The sequence below is a fragment of the Streptomyces cupreus genome (assembly GCF_014257025.1).
GTDB lineage: Bacteria > Actinomycetota > Actinomycetes > Streptomycetales > Streptomycetaceae > Streptomyces > Streptomyces cupreus.
In genome coordinates this window covers 119,891-136,112 of record NZ_JACMSF010000005.1, presented here as the reverse complement: position 1 = coordinate 136,112, position 16,222 = coordinate 119,891, and the positions used below count along the sequence as shown (strand labels likewise).

The 16,222-nt window shown below is 70.4% G+C and carries 15 protein-coding genes; 6 read left to right on the top strand and 9 right to left on the bottom strand.

From position 1 onward, the window contains the following. Positions 1-136 precede the first annotated feature (136 nt). Entirely contained in the window at positions 137-748 is a 612-nt protein-coding gene (locus H4N64_RS06795) for a response regulator transcription factor (RefSeq protein ID WP_003948568.1), read from the bottom strand. A gap of 381 nt (positions 749-1,129) precedes the next feature. Between H4N64_RS06795 and H4N64_RS06790 the strand changes: the two genes are divergently transcribed. Further along, the gene (locus tag H4N64_RS06790; RefSeq protein WP_186281178.1) at positions 1,130-1,459 is read left to right on the top strand and encodes a WhiB family transcriptional regulator; all 330 of its coding nucleotides are present in this window, start codon (positions 1,130-1,132) and stop codon (positions 1,457-1,459) included. A gap of 68 nt (positions 1,460-1,527) precedes the next feature. On the opposite strand, the gene H4N64_RS06785 is transcribed toward H4N64_RS06790, so the two are convergent. Then, positions 1,528-2,445, bottom strand: coding sequence for a LysR substrate-binding domain-containing protein (locus H4N64_RS06785; protein ID WP_186281177.1), 918 nt, complete (start codon positions 2,443-2,445; stop codon positions 1,528-1,530). 80 nt (positions 2,446-2,525) lie between these two features. On the opposite strand from H4N64_RS06785, the gene H4N64_RS06780 reads away from it, so the two are divergent. The 3 genes from H4N64_RS06780 (at position 2,526) to H4N64_RS06770 (ending at position 4,835) form a co-directional block, all read left to right on the top strand. Continuing rightward, positions 2,526-3,194, top strand: a complete 669-nt coding sequence (locus tag H4N64_RS06780; protein WP_186281176.1) for an MOSC domain-containing protein — start codon at positions 2,526-2,528, stop codon at positions 3,192-3,194. Positions 3,195-3,282: 88 nt separating this feature from the next. After that, complete coding sequence (locus H4N64_RS06775; protein ID WP_186281175.1) at positions 3,283-4,056, top strand: SDR family NAD(P)-dependent oxidoreductase; 774 nt, start codon at positions 3,283-3,285, stop codon at positions 4,054-4,056. Positions 4,057-4,127: 71 nt separating this feature from the next. Then, the gene (locus tag H4N64_RS06770) at positions 4,128-4,835 is read left to right on the top strand and encodes an ester cyclase (RefSeq protein ID WP_186281174.1); all 708 of its coding nucleotides are present in this window, start codon (positions 4,128-4,130) and stop codon (positions 4,833-4,835) included. Between the two features lie 54 nt (positions 4,836-4,889). Here H4N64_RS06770 and groL read toward each other — a convergent pair whose 3' ends face one another. The 4 genes from groL to H4N64_RS06750 all read right to left on the bottom strand — a co-directional run bounded on the left by groL (position 4,890) and on the right by H4N64_RS06750 (position 8,868). Continuing rightward, positions 4,890-6,515 (bottom strand): chaperonin GroEL, encoded by a 1,626-nt coding sequence (groL, locus tag H4N64_RS06765; protein WP_186281173.1) that lies wholly within the window; start codon positions 6,513-6,515, stop codon positions 4,890-4,892. Between the two features lie 122 nt (positions 6,516-6,637). Next, positions 6,638-6,946: a co-chaperone GroES gene (gene groES / locus H4N64_RS06760; RefSeq protein ID WP_015658413.1), complete on the bottom strand. Its 309-nt coding sequence runs from the start codon at positions 6,944-6,946 to the stop codon at positions 6,638-6,640. A gap of 300 nt (positions 6,947-7,246) precedes the next feature. Then, a complete protein-coding gene (locus H4N64_RS06755) occupies positions 7,247-7,942 on the bottom strand; it encodes a polysaccharide deacetylase family protein (RefSeq protein ID WP_186281172.1) in 696 nt (231 codons plus the stop codon). Further along, on the bottom strand, positions 7,939-8,868 hold the full coding sequence (locus tag H4N64_RS06750) for a polysaccharide deacetylase family protein (protein WP_186281171.1): 930 nt from the start codon (positions 8,866-8,868) through the stop codon (positions 7,939-7,941). Before H4N64_RS06750 ends, H4N64_RS06755 begins: the two co-directional genes overlap by 4 nt. 90 nt (positions 8,869-8,958) lie before the next feature. Here H4N64_RS06750 and H4N64_RS06745 point away from each other — a divergent pair, with 90 nt between their 5' ends. Next, a complete protein-coding gene (locus H4N64_RS06745) occupies positions 8,959-10,119 on the top strand; it encodes a THUMP-like domain-containing protein (RefSeq protein ID WP_186281170.1) in 1,161 nt (386 codons plus the stop codon). A gap of 22 nt (positions 10,120-10,141) precedes the next feature. Here H4N64_RS06745 and H4N64_RS06740 read toward each other — a convergent pair whose 3' ends face one another. The 3 genes from H4N64_RS06740 to H4N64_RS06730 form a co-directional block, all read right to left on the bottom strand. Next, positions 10,142-11,185 carry an LCP family glycopolymer transferase gene (locus H4N64_RS06740; RefSeq protein ID WP_186281169.1) on the bottom strand — a complete coding sequence of 348 codons (1,044 nt, stop codon included), beginning with the start codon at positions 11,183-11,185 and terminating at the stop codon, positions 10,142-10,144. Positions 11,186-11,258: 73 nt separating this feature from the next. After that, the gene (locus H4N64_RS06735) at positions 11,259-12,611 is read right to left on the bottom strand and encodes a glycoside hydrolase family 10 protein (RefSeq protein ID WP_186281168.1); all 1,353 of its coding nucleotides are present in this window, start codon (positions 12,609-12,611) and stop codon (positions 11,259-11,261) included. A 100-nt stretch (positions 12,612-12,711) separates the two neighbouring features. After that, complete coding sequence (locus tag H4N64_RS06730; RefSeq protein ID WP_186281167.1) at positions 12,712-13,776, bottom strand: LacI family DNA-binding transcriptional regulator; 1,065 nt, start codon at positions 13,774-13,776, stop codon at positions 12,712-12,714. A gap of 122 nt (positions 13,777-13,898) precedes the next feature. On the opposite strand from H4N64_RS06730, the gene H4N64_RS06725 reads away from it, so the two are divergent. Beyond that, entirely contained in the window at positions 13,899-16,193 is a 2,295-nt protein-coding gene (locus tag H4N64_RS06725) for a beta-xylosidase/alpha-l-arabinosidase (protein ID WP_186281166.1), read from the top strand. Positions 16,194-16,222: the final 29 nt, after the last annotated feature.

The window sequence follows — 16,222 nt, the reverse complement described above, 5'->3', positions numbered from 1 at the left end:
CCGCTCGACCGACTTGTCCCCGAGAGACTCCACATCTCAAGGATGCGGCATCCGCGGCGAAACGAGCACCCGCGCCCCAAAGGGACGCGGACTGCCTCGCTGGACGACTGCCGCCGTCTGCTCCCAACGACAGGGCCTAGCGGACCAGGCCCCACCGGAACCCGAGCGCGACCGCATGCGCCCGGTCCGAGGCCCCGAGCTTCTTGAACAGCCGCCGGGCGTGCGTCTTGACGGTGTCCTCGGAGAGGAACAGCTCGCGGCCGATCTCGGCGTTGGAGCGGCCGTGGCTCATGCCCTCCAGGACCTGGATCTCGCGCGCGGTGAGCGTCGGCGCGGCGCCCATCTCGGCGGAGCGCAGCCGACGGGGGGCCAGGCGCCAGGTCGGGTCGGCCAGCGCCTGCGTCACCGTGGCGCGCAGCTCCGCGCGGGAGGCGTCCTTGTGCAGATAGCCCCGGGCGCCGGCGGCGACCGCGAGGGCCACGCCGTCGAGGTCCTCGGCGACGGTGAGCATGATGATGCGCGCACCGGGGTCGGCGGACAGCAGCCGACGCACGGTCTCGACGCCGCCCAGGCCGGGCATGCGTACGTCCATCAGGATCAGGTCCGAGCGGTCGGCGCCCCAGCGGCGGAGGACTTCCTCGCCGTTGGCCGCCGTCGTCACACGCTCGACGCCGGGCACGGTCGCGACCGCGCGGCGGAGCGCCTCTCGGGCAAGCGGGGAGTCGTCGCAGACGAGGACGGATGTCATGGCCGCCCTCCGCAGCTGATGCACGTCACCTTGAGCCTCCAGGCTGGTACGGAATCGTCACCTGTGCGGTCGACCGTCTCGGACGCCTGCCCGAGCGCTTGTTCTTTCAACCGCCTCCGCACTCTCAACGACGGTCACTCGAAAGAGTTACGGGGCCGTGCGCTGTCTTCGGCACTCTATGTGAGGGGGCGGACACGGTGCAGACATGCAGGGCAGACCCTCAAGCTTTCATCACAAGCCATGCCCCATTCGGCCCTTTTTCTTCCCTTTTTCTGGTGTCTGAGGCTAGATTCGCAATGAGTCATATTTTCATCTCCTTAGATCGTAGTTATACGGTCGTGGACACCGTATCCGCCCAGAACGGCTACAAGGGGTCACGTAATGGCAGATTTCTCCCGCCTTCCCGGACCGAACGCGGACCTGTGGGACTGGCAGCTCCTGGCTGCCTGCCGCGGGGTCGACAGCTCTCTCTTCTTCCATCCGGAGGGCGAGCGCGGTGCGGCTCGGAGCGCTCGTGAGAACTCGGCCAAAGAGGTCTGCATGAGGTGCCCTGTCCGCGCACAGTGCGCGGCGCACGCGCTGGCGGTGCGCGAACCGTACGGCGTCTGGGGCGGCTTGACCGAGGACGAGCGCGAGGAGCTCATGGGGCGGGCGCGCCACCGGCTGGTGTCGGCGTCGACCGGCGGCGGTCAGACCGCCTCGAACAATTGAAGTAACGTTTCTTCAAACTGGGGCACGCGTAGGCGTGCCCTTACTTCTTGCGCCCCGACGCGCCCCGACTACCGCCGGGCGTCCCGCACTTGACGGTCCGCCGCCCGCGCCAGCTGCTCCAGCGTCGCCGTCACCGCCGGCACCTGGGCGAGGTCGGGCAGGGTGAGGGCGACGATCTCCCGTCGTACCGCCGGTTCCAGCGTCACCATGCGTGCCCCGCGCGGGCGTACCGACTCAACGGCGAGTTGGGGCAGGACCGCCACGCCCAGACCCGCGCCGACCAGGCCGACCACCGCCGGATAGTCGTCGGTGGCGAAGTCGATGCGCGGGGTGAACCCGGCGCCCTCGCACACCTCGACCAACTGGCCGCGGCAGCGCGGGCATCCGGCGATCCAGGGCTCGGCGGCGAGTTCGCCGATCGCCACGGACTTCGCGCGCGCGAGCCGGTGCCGCTCCGGTACGAGGGCGACCAGGCGGTCGGTGAGCAGGGGCCGTACGACGAGGTCGTCCCATTCGCCTTCCTGGGCCGCCCCTTCGTAGCGGAAGGCGAGCGCGAGGTCGCAGTCGCCCTCGCGGAGCAGCTCGACGGACTTCGGCGGCTCGGCCTCCTCCAGGGAGACCCGGGTGCCGGGGTGGGCGGCACGCAGGGCGGCGAGGGCGGTGGGGACGAGGGTGGAGCTGCCGCTGGGGAAGGAGACCAGGCGTACCCGCCCGGCGCGCAGGCCCGCGATGGCGGCGACCTCCTCCTCGGCTGCGGTGAGCCCGGCGAGGATGCCTGCCGCGTGCCGGACGAGGGCCTCGCCCGCCTGGGTCAGGCGCATCTCGCGGCCGCTGCGGATGAGCAGGGGCGTGCCGACGGACGCCTCCAGCGCCTTCATCTGCTGGCTGACGGCGGGCTGGGTGCAGCCCAGTTCCCGCCCCGCCGCCGAGAAGGAGCCGGTGGCGGCGACGGCGCGCAGGACGCGGAGATGTCGGGCCTCGATCACACCACAAGAATAAGCGAGGCTTTGATACGGCGCTGATTAATGCGGTGAAGCTTTGGGCCTCCCTCGCCTACCGTGCTGTCATGAAGCTTCTGTCTGTGAACCTCGGCCGTCGGACATCCGTCCCCTACACGGACCAACCCGAGGGTGTGACCGGAATCGACAAGCGGCCGACCGACGCGGCGGTGCGGGTGGCGGCGCCGGGGCCGAAGGGAACCGGGGCGAGCGGTCTGGCCGGGGACGAGGTGTGCGACATGCGGCATCACGGCGGGGACGACCAGGCCGTGTACGCAGTGGCGCGCGAGGACCTGGACGACTGGGAACGGGAGTTGGGCCGGCCGCTGGCCAACGGCGCCTTCGGCGAGAACCTCACGACGACCGGCCTGGACGTGTCCGGCGCCCTGATCGGTGAGCGCTGGCGGGTCGGCTCCGAGGTGGTGCTGGAGGTGACCTGCGGGCGGATTCCGTGCCGTACCTTCCAGGGCCATGTGGGGGAAGAGCGGTGGGTGAAGCGGTTCACGGCGAAGGGGGCGCCGGGGGCGTATCTGCGGGTGATCGAGCCCGGTGAGGTGCGGGCGGGCGACGCGATCGAGGTCGTGCACCGGCCGGACCACGAGGTGACGGTGGCACTGCAGTTCCGGGCGGTCACCACAGAGCGGGAGCTGTTGCCGCGGCTGCTGCCGGCGGGGGAGGCGCTGCACCCGGAGTCGCTGGCGGCGGCGCGCAAGTACGTGGCGCAGCACGGGGGCTGACGTGACGTCGGGTGACCGGGTGGGTGGGTCCTGGGAAGGAGCCGGGCGTGGAGCGGATTCCTCCGGTCCGGGTCACTAATCTTGGTCCATGACAACGGCTCTCATCACGGGATCGACCGCGGGCATCGGCGCCGCGTTCGCACGGCGGCTCGCCGCCGACGGGCACGACCTCGTCCTCGTCGCACGGGACACCAAGCGGCTGCGCGAGCAGGCGACCGAGCTGCACGACCGGCACGGCATCGAGGCGGAGGTCCTGACCGCGGACCTGGCGAGGGACGAGGGCATCGAGGCGGTGGCCGCCCGGCTCGCCGACCGCAGGAACCCCGTCGACCTGCTGATCAACAACGCCGGTTTCGGCAACAGGGGCCGCTATCTCGACGTCTCCATGGCCGATGAGCTGAAGATGCTCAAGGTGCACTGCGAGGCGGTGCTGCGGCTGACGTCCGCCGCGACCGAGGCGATGCGCGAGCGCGGCCGGGGCGGGGTCGTCAACGTCGCCTCGGTCGCCGCCTTCGTGCCGCGCGGGACCTACGGCGCCTCCAAGGCCTGGGTCGTGCAGTTCACGCAGGGAGCGGCCCGGGATCTGGCGGGCAGCGGGGTGCGCCTGATGGCGCTGTGCCCCGGCTTCGTGCGCACCGAGTTCCATGAGCGGGCCGGGATGGGCACGGACAACATCCCGGGCTGGATGTGGCTGGACGCCGACAAGCTGGTCGCGTCCGCCCTCGGCGATCTGGCGCGGGGCAAGACGCTGTCGATCCCGGACCCCCGGTACAAGGTGCTGATGGGCGTCACGAAGGTCGTACCGCGCGGCATGCTCGGCGGGATCACCTCCAGGACGGGGCGCAAGTACGGGCCGCGGTAAAGCGCGAGTCCGGGCAACCGGAGGAGAATGGAGCTGTTTCGACCGGACCCTCGGGGGACGGAGGCAACGCCATGACGTTCGTACAGCTCATCGACTGCAAGACGAACCGGTTCGACGAGATGAACCGGCTGATGGACACATGGGTCGAGCAGACCAAGGGGAAGCGGACCGCGACGCACAGTGTGATCGGCAAGGACCGGTCCGACGCATCGCACTTCATCGAGATCGTGGAGTTCCCGTCGTACGAGGAGGCGATGCGGAACTCGAATCTCCCGGAGACCGACCGGATCTTCCAGGAGATGGTCGCCCTCTGCGACGAGATGCCGACGTTCACCGATCTGGACGTCGTGCGTGACGAGCAGCTCTACGAGGCGACCGCGCGGCGGTTCTTCGAGGAGCTGTCCGCGAAGGGCGATACGCCCACGTTCAACGACGTGCTGATCGAGGACTACCACGACCACGATCCCGCCAACCCGCAGGACAACATCGGGCTCGATGCGATCCGGCGCGAGGTGGAGATGTGGCGGGGCGGCTTCGACTTCTCGTTCACGATCGAGGACCAGCTGGCCCAGGGCGACCTGGTGTGCACCCGCTGGACCTGGAACGGCCTGCACAAGGGCGACTTCATGGGCATCGAGGCCACCGGCAAGAAGGTGTCCATGACCGGGTGCACCATCCAGCGGTGCACTCCGGACGGGAAGATCGCCGAGGGCTGGTGGCAGTACGACCGGCTGGGCCTGATGGAGCAGTTGGGCGCGCTGGACGAGCTGCAGCAGTAGGGCAACGTGAAGGCCCGGCACCCTCGGGGTGCCGGGCCTTGGTGCTGACGTGCGTCAGTGGGAGTGGCCGTGGCCGTGACCGGCGGCGGCCGGCTCCTCCTCTTCCTTCTTCTCGACGACCAGGGTCTCGGTCGTGAGCAGCAGGGAGGCGATGGAGGCGGCGTTCTCCAGGGCTGAGCGGGTGACCTTCACCGGGTCGATGACGCCGGCCTTGACCAGGTCGCCGTACTCGCCGGTGGCGGCGTTGAAGCCCTGGCCCTTGTCGAGCTCGGCGACCTTGGAGGTGATGACGTAGCCCTCCAGGCCGGCGTTCTCGGCGATCCAGCGCAGCGGCTCGACGACCGCGCGGCGGACCACGGCGACACCGGTGGCCTCGTCGCCGGTCTTGCCCAGACCGCCTTCGAGGACCTTCGCGGCGTGGACCAGCGCGGAGCCACCACCGGAGACGATGCCCTCCTCGACCGCGGCGCGGGTCGCGGAGATGGCGTCCTCCAGACGGTGCTTCTTCTCCTTCAGCTCCACCTCGGTGGCGGCGCCGACCTTGATCACGCACACGCCGCCGGCCAGCTTCGCGAGGCGCTCCTGGAGCTTCTCGCGGTCCCAGTCGGAGTCGGTGTTCTCGATCTCGGCCTTGATCTGGGCGACACGGCCCTGGACGTCGTCGGACTTGCCGGCGCCGTCGACGATGGTCGTGTCGTCCTTGGTGACGGTCACGCGGCGGGCGGTGCCCAGCACGTCCAGACCGGCCTGGTCGAGCTTGAGGCCGACCTCCTCGGAGATGACCGTGGCGCCGGTGAGGATCGCCATGTCCTGGAGCATCGCCTTGCGGCGGTCACCGAAGCCGGGGGCCTTGACCGCGACCGCGTTGAAGGTGCCGCGGATCTTGTTCACGACCAGGGTCGACAGGGCCTCGCCCTCGACGTCCTCGGCGATGATCAGCAGCGGCTTGGAGGCACCGGCCTGGATGACCTTCTCCAGCAGCGGCAGCAGGTCCTGGATGGAGGAGATCTTGCCCTGGTTGATCAGGATGTACGGGTCGTCGAGGACGGCCTCCATACGCTCCTGGTCGGACACCATGTACGGCGACAGGTAGCCCTTGTCGAAGGCCATGCCCTCGGTGAAGTCCAGCTCAAGACCGAAGGTGTTGGACTCCTCGACGGTGATGACACCGTCCTTGCCGACCTTGTCCATCGCCTCGGCGATGAGCTCGCCGACCTGCGAGTCCTGGGCGGACAGCCCGGCCACGGCGGCGATGTCGGACTTCTCGTCGATCGGGCGGGCGGTCGCGAGGAGTTCCTCGGAGACGGCGGCGACGGCCGCGTCGATGCCCTTCTTCAGCAGCGCCGGGGAGGCACCCGCGGCGACGTTCTTCAGGCCCTCGCGGACCAGCGCCTGGGCCAGCACGGTGGCGGTGGTGGTGCCGTCACCAGCGATGTCGTTGGTCTTGGTCGCCACCTCCTTCACCAGCTGGGCGCCGAGGTTCTCGAACGGGTCCTCGACCTCGACCTCACGGGCGATGGTGACGCCGTCGTTGGTGATGGTGGGCGCGCCGAACTTCTTGTCGATGACGACGTTGCGACCCTTCGGGCCGATCGTCACCTTGACCGTGTCGGCCAGCTTGTTGACGCCGCGCTCAAGGGCGCGACGGGCGTCCTCGTCGAACTTCAGGATCTTCGCCATGACAGCGGGAGCCCTCTCGGAATCTGTGGGTTCAAAAAAGACGCTGCGCCCCGGGCGCCCGGCTTCTTATGTGGTCGCGGGGGCCAGGGGCGCAGCTGGAAGCGAAATGCTTCGAGGTGGTCTTACTTCTCGATGATCGCGAGCACGTCGCGGGACGAGAGGACGAGGTACTCCTCGCCGTTGTACTTCACCTCGGTGCCGCCGTACTTGCTGTACAGCACGATGTCGCCGACCTTCACGTCGAGCGGCAGGCGCTCGCCGTTCTCGAAGCGGCCCGGACCGACGGCGAGGATGACGCCCTCCTGGGGCTTCTCCTTCGCAGTGTCCGGAATGACCAGGCCAGAAGCCGTGGTCTGCTCGGCGTCGAGCGGCTGGACCACGATGCGGTCCTCAAGCGGCTTGATGGCAACCTTGGAGCTGGCGGTCGTCACGATCCGACCTCCCCCTTCGGAGATCTCACGGGGTTAACTGTCTGAGGTGGCGACCAGGTCGATCCGTCGTCGCGGGTGCCGGACCTGCCCGTCGCGTAGTTGGCACTCTCATCTGCCGAGTGCCAGAGCCGAGACTATGACCGCGATTAGCACTCGGTCAAGCGGAGTGCCAATTCGCTGCGCTGGCCGGGCCGGATTCCTGGTCACCGGCGCTGCCGTGGCCGTCCCTGGGTGACTGCGCCCCCAGACCCCCTTCGGCCTGAACGGCCTCGCCCTCGAGCGCCGGACGGGCTATTGGGGCTACAGGTAGTCCTCCAGGCGGCCCACAGTAAGACCCCCAGCCCGGATCTCCCCCAGCAATCGCAGCGTCCGCTCCACCAGCGGCACCCCTGTCGGGTCGTCCGAGGGCAGCGAGACGATGTCGCCGGGGCGCAGGCGGTGCGGGCCCTCGGCGTACGTCAGAGTCCCCTCGCTCCCCATCGCCGCCCGCCACAGCACCACCGCCGAGATTCCGCAGCCGGCCGCCGCGCGCAGCGTCGTCGTGTCGTACGTGCCGTGCGGTGGGCGGAAGAGGCGGGGGCGGACGCCGAAGCGGGCGCGGAGTTTGTTCTGCTGGCCGCAGATCTCGGCGCGCTGACCGGCGTACGGCAGTCCGCGCAGGGCCGTGTGGTCGAGGGTGTGGTTCTGGATCGACGCGCCCACCGACTGAAGGCGCGCGAAGTGGGCGTAGCCCGGGCCGACCACGCTGTCCGTGAGGAACATGGCGACCGGGAGCCGCCGTTCACGGACCAGGTCGATGAAGCGGGGGTCCTGCTCGGCGCCGTCGTCGTAGGTGAGGAAGACGACCTTGTCCCGGGTCTGGATGTGCTCCACCACCGGCGGGAGGGGGACACGGGCCGCCTGTCCTCCCGGGCGGTCCGAGGGGCCCGCGGCCTGGGCGCAGCCCGTCAGGAGCAGGGCCACCACCGCCCCGGCAAGCGGACCCCGGGGCCTCACAGGTAGTCCTCAAGACGCGCCACCGCGTACCCCTTGGCGGTGACCTTTTCGAGGAACCGGCGGATCATGTCGGGCATGGTGCCCTTCCAGTGCTCCTTGCCCCGGAAGTGACTGAGCACGATGTCGCCGGGGTGGATGTCCCGGTCCCACTCGCGGTACTCCCAGCGGTCGACGAAGACCTCCTCGTTCCACAGGGGCGCGTGGGTGATGCCGCAGGCCTTGGCGGCGAGCAGGGTGTTCTCGTTGTAGCTGCCGAAGGGCGGCCGGAACAGGACGGGCCGCTTGCCGTACCGCTCCTCGATCACCTCCTGCATCCCGCAGATCTCGTACTTCTGACCGGCGTACGACAGCCCCGGCAGATACGGGTGATGGAGGGTGTGGTTGTTCAGGACCACGCCCGCCCCCTGCATCCGCTTGAAGTAGGCGTAGTCCTCCTTCACCAGGTAGTCGCTGAGGAAGGCGGTGTACGGGATCCTCAGCTCGGTCATCATCCGCAGGAACGCCGGGTCCTTCTCGGCGCCGTCGTCGATGGTGAGGAAGACGATCTTCTGCTGGGTGGGGATCGTGGTGAAGACCGGCGGGAGGTTCCGTTCGGCGTGTCCGTCGACCTCGAAGCCCTTGCGGGTGGTGATCCTCGGCTTCTTCGCGGGCGGTGCCGGGGCCGTCAGCGGGACCTTGGCGAGGCCCCAGCGTTTCGCGGCGGCGGCCCGGGCGGCGGCGGTGGCGCGCAGCTTGGTGGCGTAGGAGTCCAGGGCGCGGGCGGGGGGCGCCAGGAGGGGCTGCTGGCCGGGGGCGGGGCGGGGCTTGGGGCCGGTGCCCTGGGCGCAGCCGGAGGCGATGGCGGCGACGGCGAGCACGGCGATTCCGCCGCGGATCCGGGACCCTCGAATGGACCGGTTTTTATCATTTTGTACTACTAGTCGCATGGGGCTGGATCCTCCCAGGACCCCGCCCCGAACCCCCGCCGACACCGCCACGGCGGGCGCACCATCCACCGGCTGGCCCACAATGACCCGGTGAACGACCTCGCCCCCCTCCTCACGCCCGAGGGCCGCGCCCTCCTCGACGAAGTGCGCGGCACCGCCCCCGCCGACGAACTCGCGGTCGCCACCCGGCTGCGCCGGGACCACCCCGCCGAGCTGGTGTCGGCGGCGCTCGGACAAGCGCGGCTGCGGCAGCGGGCGGAGCCGAAGTTCGGCGCCGAGGACGCGCGGCGGATGTTCTTCACGCCGAACGGGGTCGAGCAGTCCACGCGGGCGAGCGTGGCGACGTACCGGGCCGAGCGCTTCCGGGAACTGGGCGTCACCTCCGTCGCCGACCTGTGCTGCGGGATCGGCGGGGACGCGATCGCGCTGGCGCGGGCCGGGATCCGGGTGCTGGCGGTGGACCGGGACCCCCTGACGGCCGCCGCCGCCCGCGCCAATGCCGACGCGCTCGGCCTCGCCGGACTGATCGAGGTACGCGAGGCGGATGTGACGGAGGTCGACACGGCCGGCTACGACGCCGTGTTCGTCGACCCGGCCCGGCGCGGTGGCCGGGGCCGGATCTTCGATCCCGAGGCCTACTCGCCGCCGCTGTCCTGGGCCGTGCAGGCGGCTCTGGGGGCGCCGCACGCCGCCCTGAAGATCGCCCCCGGCGTCCCGCACGAGGCGGTCCCCGCCGAGGCCGAGGCCGAGTGGATCTCGGACGGCGGGGATGTGAAGGAGGCGGTGCTGTGGTTCGGGACCGCTCCGGGCGCCGTCCGGGCGACCCTGCTCCCCGGACCCCGCACCCTCCTCGGAAGCGGCCTGCCCGACCCCGAAGTCCGGCCCGTAGGAAGGTACTTGTACGAGCCCGACGGCGCCGTCATCCGCTCCCACCTGGTCGCCGAGGTCGCCGAGGAACTGGACGGCGGTCTGATCGACCCGACCATCGCCTACGTCACCGCCGACACCCTGCGCCCCACCCCGTACGCCTCCGCCTACGAGATCACCGACCAACTCCACTTCAACGTCAAGAAGTTGAAGGCTCTGCTACGGCAGCGCGAGGTCGGCGTCCTCACCGTCAAGAAGCGCGGGTCCGCCGTCGAGCCGGAGGAGCTGCGCAGGAAGGTCAAGCCGCACGGGCCGAACTCGGCGACGGTGTTCCTGACCCGGGTCGCCGGGGCGCCGACGATGCTGCTCGGGCACCCGGCCTAGTTCCCCCAGGCGCTGGAAATTCTCAGCGCAGCGATTCCCACAGCTCGCTCGCCTCCGGCTCCTCCGCGACCACCCGGTTGCGGTCCGACGGAGCCGGTACGACGGGCATGGTCACCGTCGTCACGGAGTCGGCGGACAGATCCTTCAGGCTCTGGCCGAGGCGGGTCAGCTCGGTCAGGGAATCCAGGCCGGTGTCCGTGGTGAGGCTGCCGGTGACCGCGTCGGCGACCCGGTACAGCTTGGCGGGGTCGGTGAGCAGGTCGGTCGTGGAGATCTGCTCCAGCAGTGCCTTCACCAGCTGCTGCTGGAGGCCTATGCGGCCCAGATCGCTGCCGTCGCCTATGGCGTGCCGGGTGCGGGCGAGGGCCAGGGCCTGCTCGCCGTCGAGATGGTGGGTGCCGGCCTCCAGCGTGAGGTGGCTGTCCTCGTCGTCGATGTCCTCCTCGGTCGTGACGGTGACCCCGCCGAGCGCGTCCACCAGCTTCGCGAAGCCCGCGAAGTCGATCTCGATGTAGTGGTCCATGCGGACGTTCGTGAGCGACTCGACGGTCTTCACCGCACACACGGGACCGCCCACCGCGTAGGCGCTGTTGAACATGGCGTTGTAGGCGGCCTCGGTCGAACCGCCGTTCTCCAGCGGGCAGGAGGGACGCGTGACGAGGGTGTCGCGCGGGATGCTCACCACCGTCGCCTCGGAACGGCCCGCGTCGAGGTGGACCACCATCGCCGTGTCGGAGCGGGCGCCGGTGCTGTCGCCGCCGCCGAGCGCCTGGTTCTCCGCGCCGCTGCGCGAGTCGGAGCCGAGGACCAGGATGTTCAGGGCCTCGGTGGGCAGTTCCTCGGCCGTGGCGGTGGCCGACGGGGTCGGCTTCGCCGGACGGTTGTCGCCGAGCGCGGTGTTGATGTCGACGCTCTTGATGTTGTCGTTGAGCTGCCAGTACGCCCAGCCCGCCGCCCCGGCGGCCAGCACCAGCACGCCCGCGAGGGTGAGGCCGGCGATCCTCAGCGCTCTCGACCGCCGGCCCACTCGTCTGCCCTCGTCCCCGTTCGTCTCGTCTCCCGTCACGGACAGGAACGTAAGTCCGCATTATTACGGCGAGCGCGTCCGGGACCGGTTTCTTGGGAAATTCTCAGACTTCTCAGCCCAGGGTCACCGTCGGCACCGGATTGCTCCCGCTCCAGGACGCGTTGAAGCCGAAGGTCACCGAACCCCCGTCCGGAACCGTCCCGTTGTAGGAGGCGTTGGAGCAGCTGACCGCCGACCCCGACTGGGTGCAGGTCGCGTTCCAGGCCTGGGTGATCTGCTGTCCGGAGCCGTAGGTCCAGGTCGCCTTCCAGGACGACAGCGAGGCCCCGTCGCAGGCGATCCGCACCTGCCCGGTGAACCCGGTGTTCCACTGATTGACGACGCTGTACGTCGCCGTACACGCGCCAGTCGGCGGTGTGGTCGTACCGCCGAGGGCCTCCGCGATGGCGAAGTACGCCGGTTTCGGCGCGAAGTTCTCGTCGTACGGCGTCGCCGCGCCCTGCCCGGGGAAGGTGTCCGGGATCCAGGAGTCGGAGTCGGTGAAGCCCCAGACGGTGACGCCGACACAGCGGGTCACGGCCACGCAGGCGCTCACCACCTGCTTGTACTCGGTGGCCTGCTGGGCCAGTTCGGCGCTGTCCGAGGGCAGGTTCATCCGGATGTCCAGCTCCGTGATCGCCACGTCGACGCCGAGGTCGGCGAAGCGCTGGATGTTCTGCTGGAGCGTGGAAGGCACCTGGCCGAGGCTGAGGTGGGCCTGGAGTCCGACGCCGTCGATCGGGACGCCGCGCTCCTTCAGTGACTTCACCAGGTTGTACAGGGCGGTGGACTTCGCGTTGACGCCCTCGACGTTGTAGTCGTTGATGTACAGCTTGGCGCTGGGGTCGGCCGCTCGGGCCGCGGTCAGCGCCTCGGCGATGTAGTCGGCGCCGAGGCCGTTGTACCAGAGGGTCTGCCGGTAGGTGCCGTCCTCGTTGAACGGCTCGTTCACCACGTCCCAGGTGGCGAGCCGTCCCTTGTAGCGGCCGACCTCGGTGGAGATGTGGTCGGTCATGAGCCGGCGCAACTGGGCCGCGGTCCAGGTGCCGTTGGTCAGCCAGCTCGGGTTCTGGCTGTGCCAGACCAGGGTGTGGCCGCGCACCTGCTGGCCGCCCGCCTCCGCGAAGTCGACGATCTGGTCGGCCTCGGCCCAGTTGAAGGTGCCCCGGGTCGGCTCGACCGAGCCCCACTTCATGGCGTTGCCGGGAGTGAGCGCGTTGAACTCGCGCCCGGCGATCTCGCCGTAGGTGCCGGTGAGTTTGGAGCCGGTGACCGCAGTGCCGATCACCTTGCCCTTGGCGTCGGCCAGATCACGCAGCGGTTCGTCGGCCGCGTGCGCGGCGGGCGCCGTGAACAGCAGGCCTCCGAGCATCGCGACGCCCGTGAGGAGTGAAGCCAGGGTGGAGCCCGTTCTCAGAGATCTCATTGCGGGTGCCTCCGAAAGTTTCGGTCGTTCAAACGACTGGCTTCGGGCAGTGTGGAGGCGGCACGGAACACCCGTCAATACAGCAACAGACCCCTCCCCGCTAAACCGCCGGAGGCACTCCCGTACTGCTGCGCACCACGAGGCTCGTGGCCAGTTCCACCCGGGTCGCCGCCGGGTCGCCGTCCTCCTTGGCGAGGTCCAGCACCAGCTTGGCGGCCGCCTCGGCCATCTCGGTCAGCGGCTGCCGTACGGTCGTCAGCGGCGGCCCGACCCAGCGCGCGACCGGCAGATCGTCGAAGCCGACGACACTGAGGTCCTCCGGGATGCGCAGGCCCAGTTCGCGCGCGGCCTCGTACAGGCCGAGCGCCTGGAGGTCGTTGCCGGCGAAGACGGCGGTGGGCCGGTCCGGGCCGCGCAGCAGCTTCAGCCCTTCGCGGTAGCCGGTCTCGTGATGGAAGTCGCCGGGCCGGATCAGCGCAGGGTCGACCGGGAGCCCGGCCGTCTCCAGGGCCGCCCGGTAGCCGTCGATCCGGGCGCGGCTGCACATCATTCGCGAGGGGCCGGTAATGGCGCCGATCCGGGTGTGCCCGAGCTCGACCAGATGCCGGGTGGCGGCGAGCCCGCCCTGCCAGTTGGTGGCGCCGATGGACGGCACGTCGGCTCCCGGGTCGCCCGCCGGGTCCATCACGACGAACGGGATCGACCGGCTCATCAGCAGGGCACGCTGGGACTCGTCGAGTCCTGACAGCACCAGGATCACGCCGTGCGGGCGGCGGGCGGCGACCTGGTCGGCCCAGGTCCGCCCGGGGGTGAGGCGTCCCGCGCTCTCACTGAGGACCACGCTCAGTCCGGCGTCCCGGGCGACGTTCTCCACACCCCGGATGACCTCCATCGCCCACGCGCTCTCCAGCTCGTGGAAGACCAGGTCGATCAGGGGCGAACGGCTCGCCTCGGCGCGCCGGCGCCGGTAGCCGTGGGCGCGCAGCAGCTCCTCGACCCGGCTGCGGGTGGCGGGGGCGACGTCGGCTCTGCCGTTGAGGACCTTCGAAACAGTCGGCGCCGAGACGCCGGCCTCGCGGGCGATCTCGGCGAGCGTCGCGGTCTGCGCGGACCGACCTGTCGCGCGGGTTGTCGTCCGGGTTTCAGCGGGCTCGGAGGGTGTCATGGCGGCGATCGTATCCCTGCGTCCCCTCTTGACGAACCCTTCTCACCACGCCTAGGTTCCCGGAACATTCGAGGTGAATAACGAAACATTCGCGAGAGGCCATCCGCCCCGACAGGAGTTTCATGACCACCGCCCCCTGGCGCGACCCCGCACTGCCCGCCTCCGCCCGCGTCGACGACCTGCTCTCCCGGATGACCCTTCAGGAGAAGACCGCCCAGCTCTACGGCGTGTGGGTGGGCGCCGCCACGGACGGCGACGGAGTCGCCCCGCTGCAGCGTGAGATGACCGCCGACCACGACTGGGAGGAGCTGATCGGCCATGGCCTCGGCCAGCTCACCCGCTCCTTCGGCACCGCCCCCGTGGACCCGGCGCTAGGTGCGCAGGCGCTGGCCCGCGCCCAGCGCCGTATCACGGCCGCCGGACGTTTCGGCATCCCGGCCGTCGCCCACGAGGAGTGCCTGGCCGGCTTCACCACCTGGCGGGCCACCGCCTACCCGGTGCCACTGGCCTGGGGGGCGAGCTTCGACGCCCCGCTCGTCGAGGAGATGGCCCGCCGGATCGGCGAGGACCTGCGCTCGGCCGGCGTCCACCAGGGGCTCGCGCCCGTCCTGGACGTCGTGCGCGACCCGCGCTGGGGACGGGTCGAGGAGACGATCGGCGAGGACCCGTATCTGACCGGCACGATCGGCACCGCCTATGTGCGGGGCCTGGAGTCCGCCGGGGTGATCGCCACGCTCAAGCACTTCGCCGGGTACGCCTCCTCGGCGGGCGCCCGCAATCTCGCGCCGGTGCGGGCGGGCGTGCGGGAGTTCGCCGATGTGACGCTGCCGCCGTTCGAGATGGCGCTGCGCGAGGGCGGGGCGCGCAGTGTGATGGCCGCGTACACCGAGACGGACGGCGTCCCCGCCTCGGCGGACCCCGGGCTGCTCACCGAACTCCTGCGGGACCAGTGGGGGTTCACCGGCACGGTCGTCTCGGACTACTTCGGCATCGGCTTCCTCCGGTCGCTGCACCGCGTGGCCGCCACCGACGCCGAGGCGGCGCACGCGGCCCTGCGGGCCGGGATCGACGTGGAGCTGCCGACCCTGAAGTGCTACGGCAAACCGCTCGTGGACGCCGTCCGCGCGGGCGAGGTCCCCGAGGAACTGGTGGACCTGTCGGCCCGCCGCGTCCTGCTCCAGAAGTGCGAACTGGGCATGCTCGACGAGGACTGGGACCCGGAGCCCAAGACACGCATCGACCTCGACTCCACCGCCAACCGCGCCCTGGCCCGGCGTCTGGCCGAGGAGTCGGTGGTGCTGCTGGACAACCCGGACGGGGTGCTGCCGCTGGCCCCGGACACCAGGATCGCGGTCGTGGGCCCACGCGCCGCCGACGCCCTGGCCATGCTGGGCTGTTACTCCTTCCCGTCCCATGTCCTCACCCATCACCCCGACGTCCCGATGGGCATCGACATCCCGACCGTGCTGGAGGCACTGCGCACCGAACTCCCGGACGCGAAAGTGACGTTCGCCGAGGGCTGCGGGGTGTCGGACCCCGACACCGGCGGCTTCGAGGAGGCGGTGGCGCGGGCGTCCGAGGCGGATGTGTGCCTCGCGGTACTGGGCGACCGGGCGGGCCTGTTCGGACGCGGCACCTCGGGCGAGGGCTGCGATGTGACGGACCTGCAACTGCCGGGTGTGCAGGGCGAGTTGCTGGACACGCTGGTGGCGACGGGCGTCCCGGTCGTGCTGGTGCTCCTCACCGGCCGCCCCTATGCGCTCGGCCGCTGGCACGGCCGCCTCGGCGCGGTCGTCCAGGCCTTCTTCCCCGGCGAGGAGGGCGGCCCGGCGGTGGCGGGAGTGCTGTCGGGCCGGGTCAACCCGTCGGGACGCCTCCCGGTGAGCGTCCCACGGGTACCCGGCGGCCAGCCGTGGACGTATCTCCAGCCACCGTTGGGCCTCGCGGGAGAGGTCAGCAACCTGGACCCGACCCCGCTGTATCCCTTCGGCCACGGACGCTCGTACACCGGCTTCGCCTGGGAGTCCGACGCGGCGGAGGCGGAGATCGGCACGGACGGCTCGTACGAGATGAGCGTGACCGTCCGCAACACCGGTGACCGGCAGGGCGCGGAGGTCGTGCAGCTGTATCTGCACGATCCGGTGGCCTCGGCGACCCGGCCGGACGTCCGTCTGATCGGCTATCAGCGGCTGGAGTTGGCGCCCGGCGAGTCCCGGCGGGTGAGCTTCCGATTCCACGCGGACCTCTCCGCCTTCACAGATCGTTCAAATCTGAAGGTGGTCGAACCGGGCGTGCTGGAACTACGGTTGGGGGTGTCCAGCGCGGAGGTACTGCACACGGCTCGACTGACCCTCACCGGCCCGGTACGGGTGCTCGGCCCGGACCGACGGCTGGTGTGCGAGGCGGTGGTGTCCTGACCTTCGCTCCGGGAAACGGGGAGGGTTGC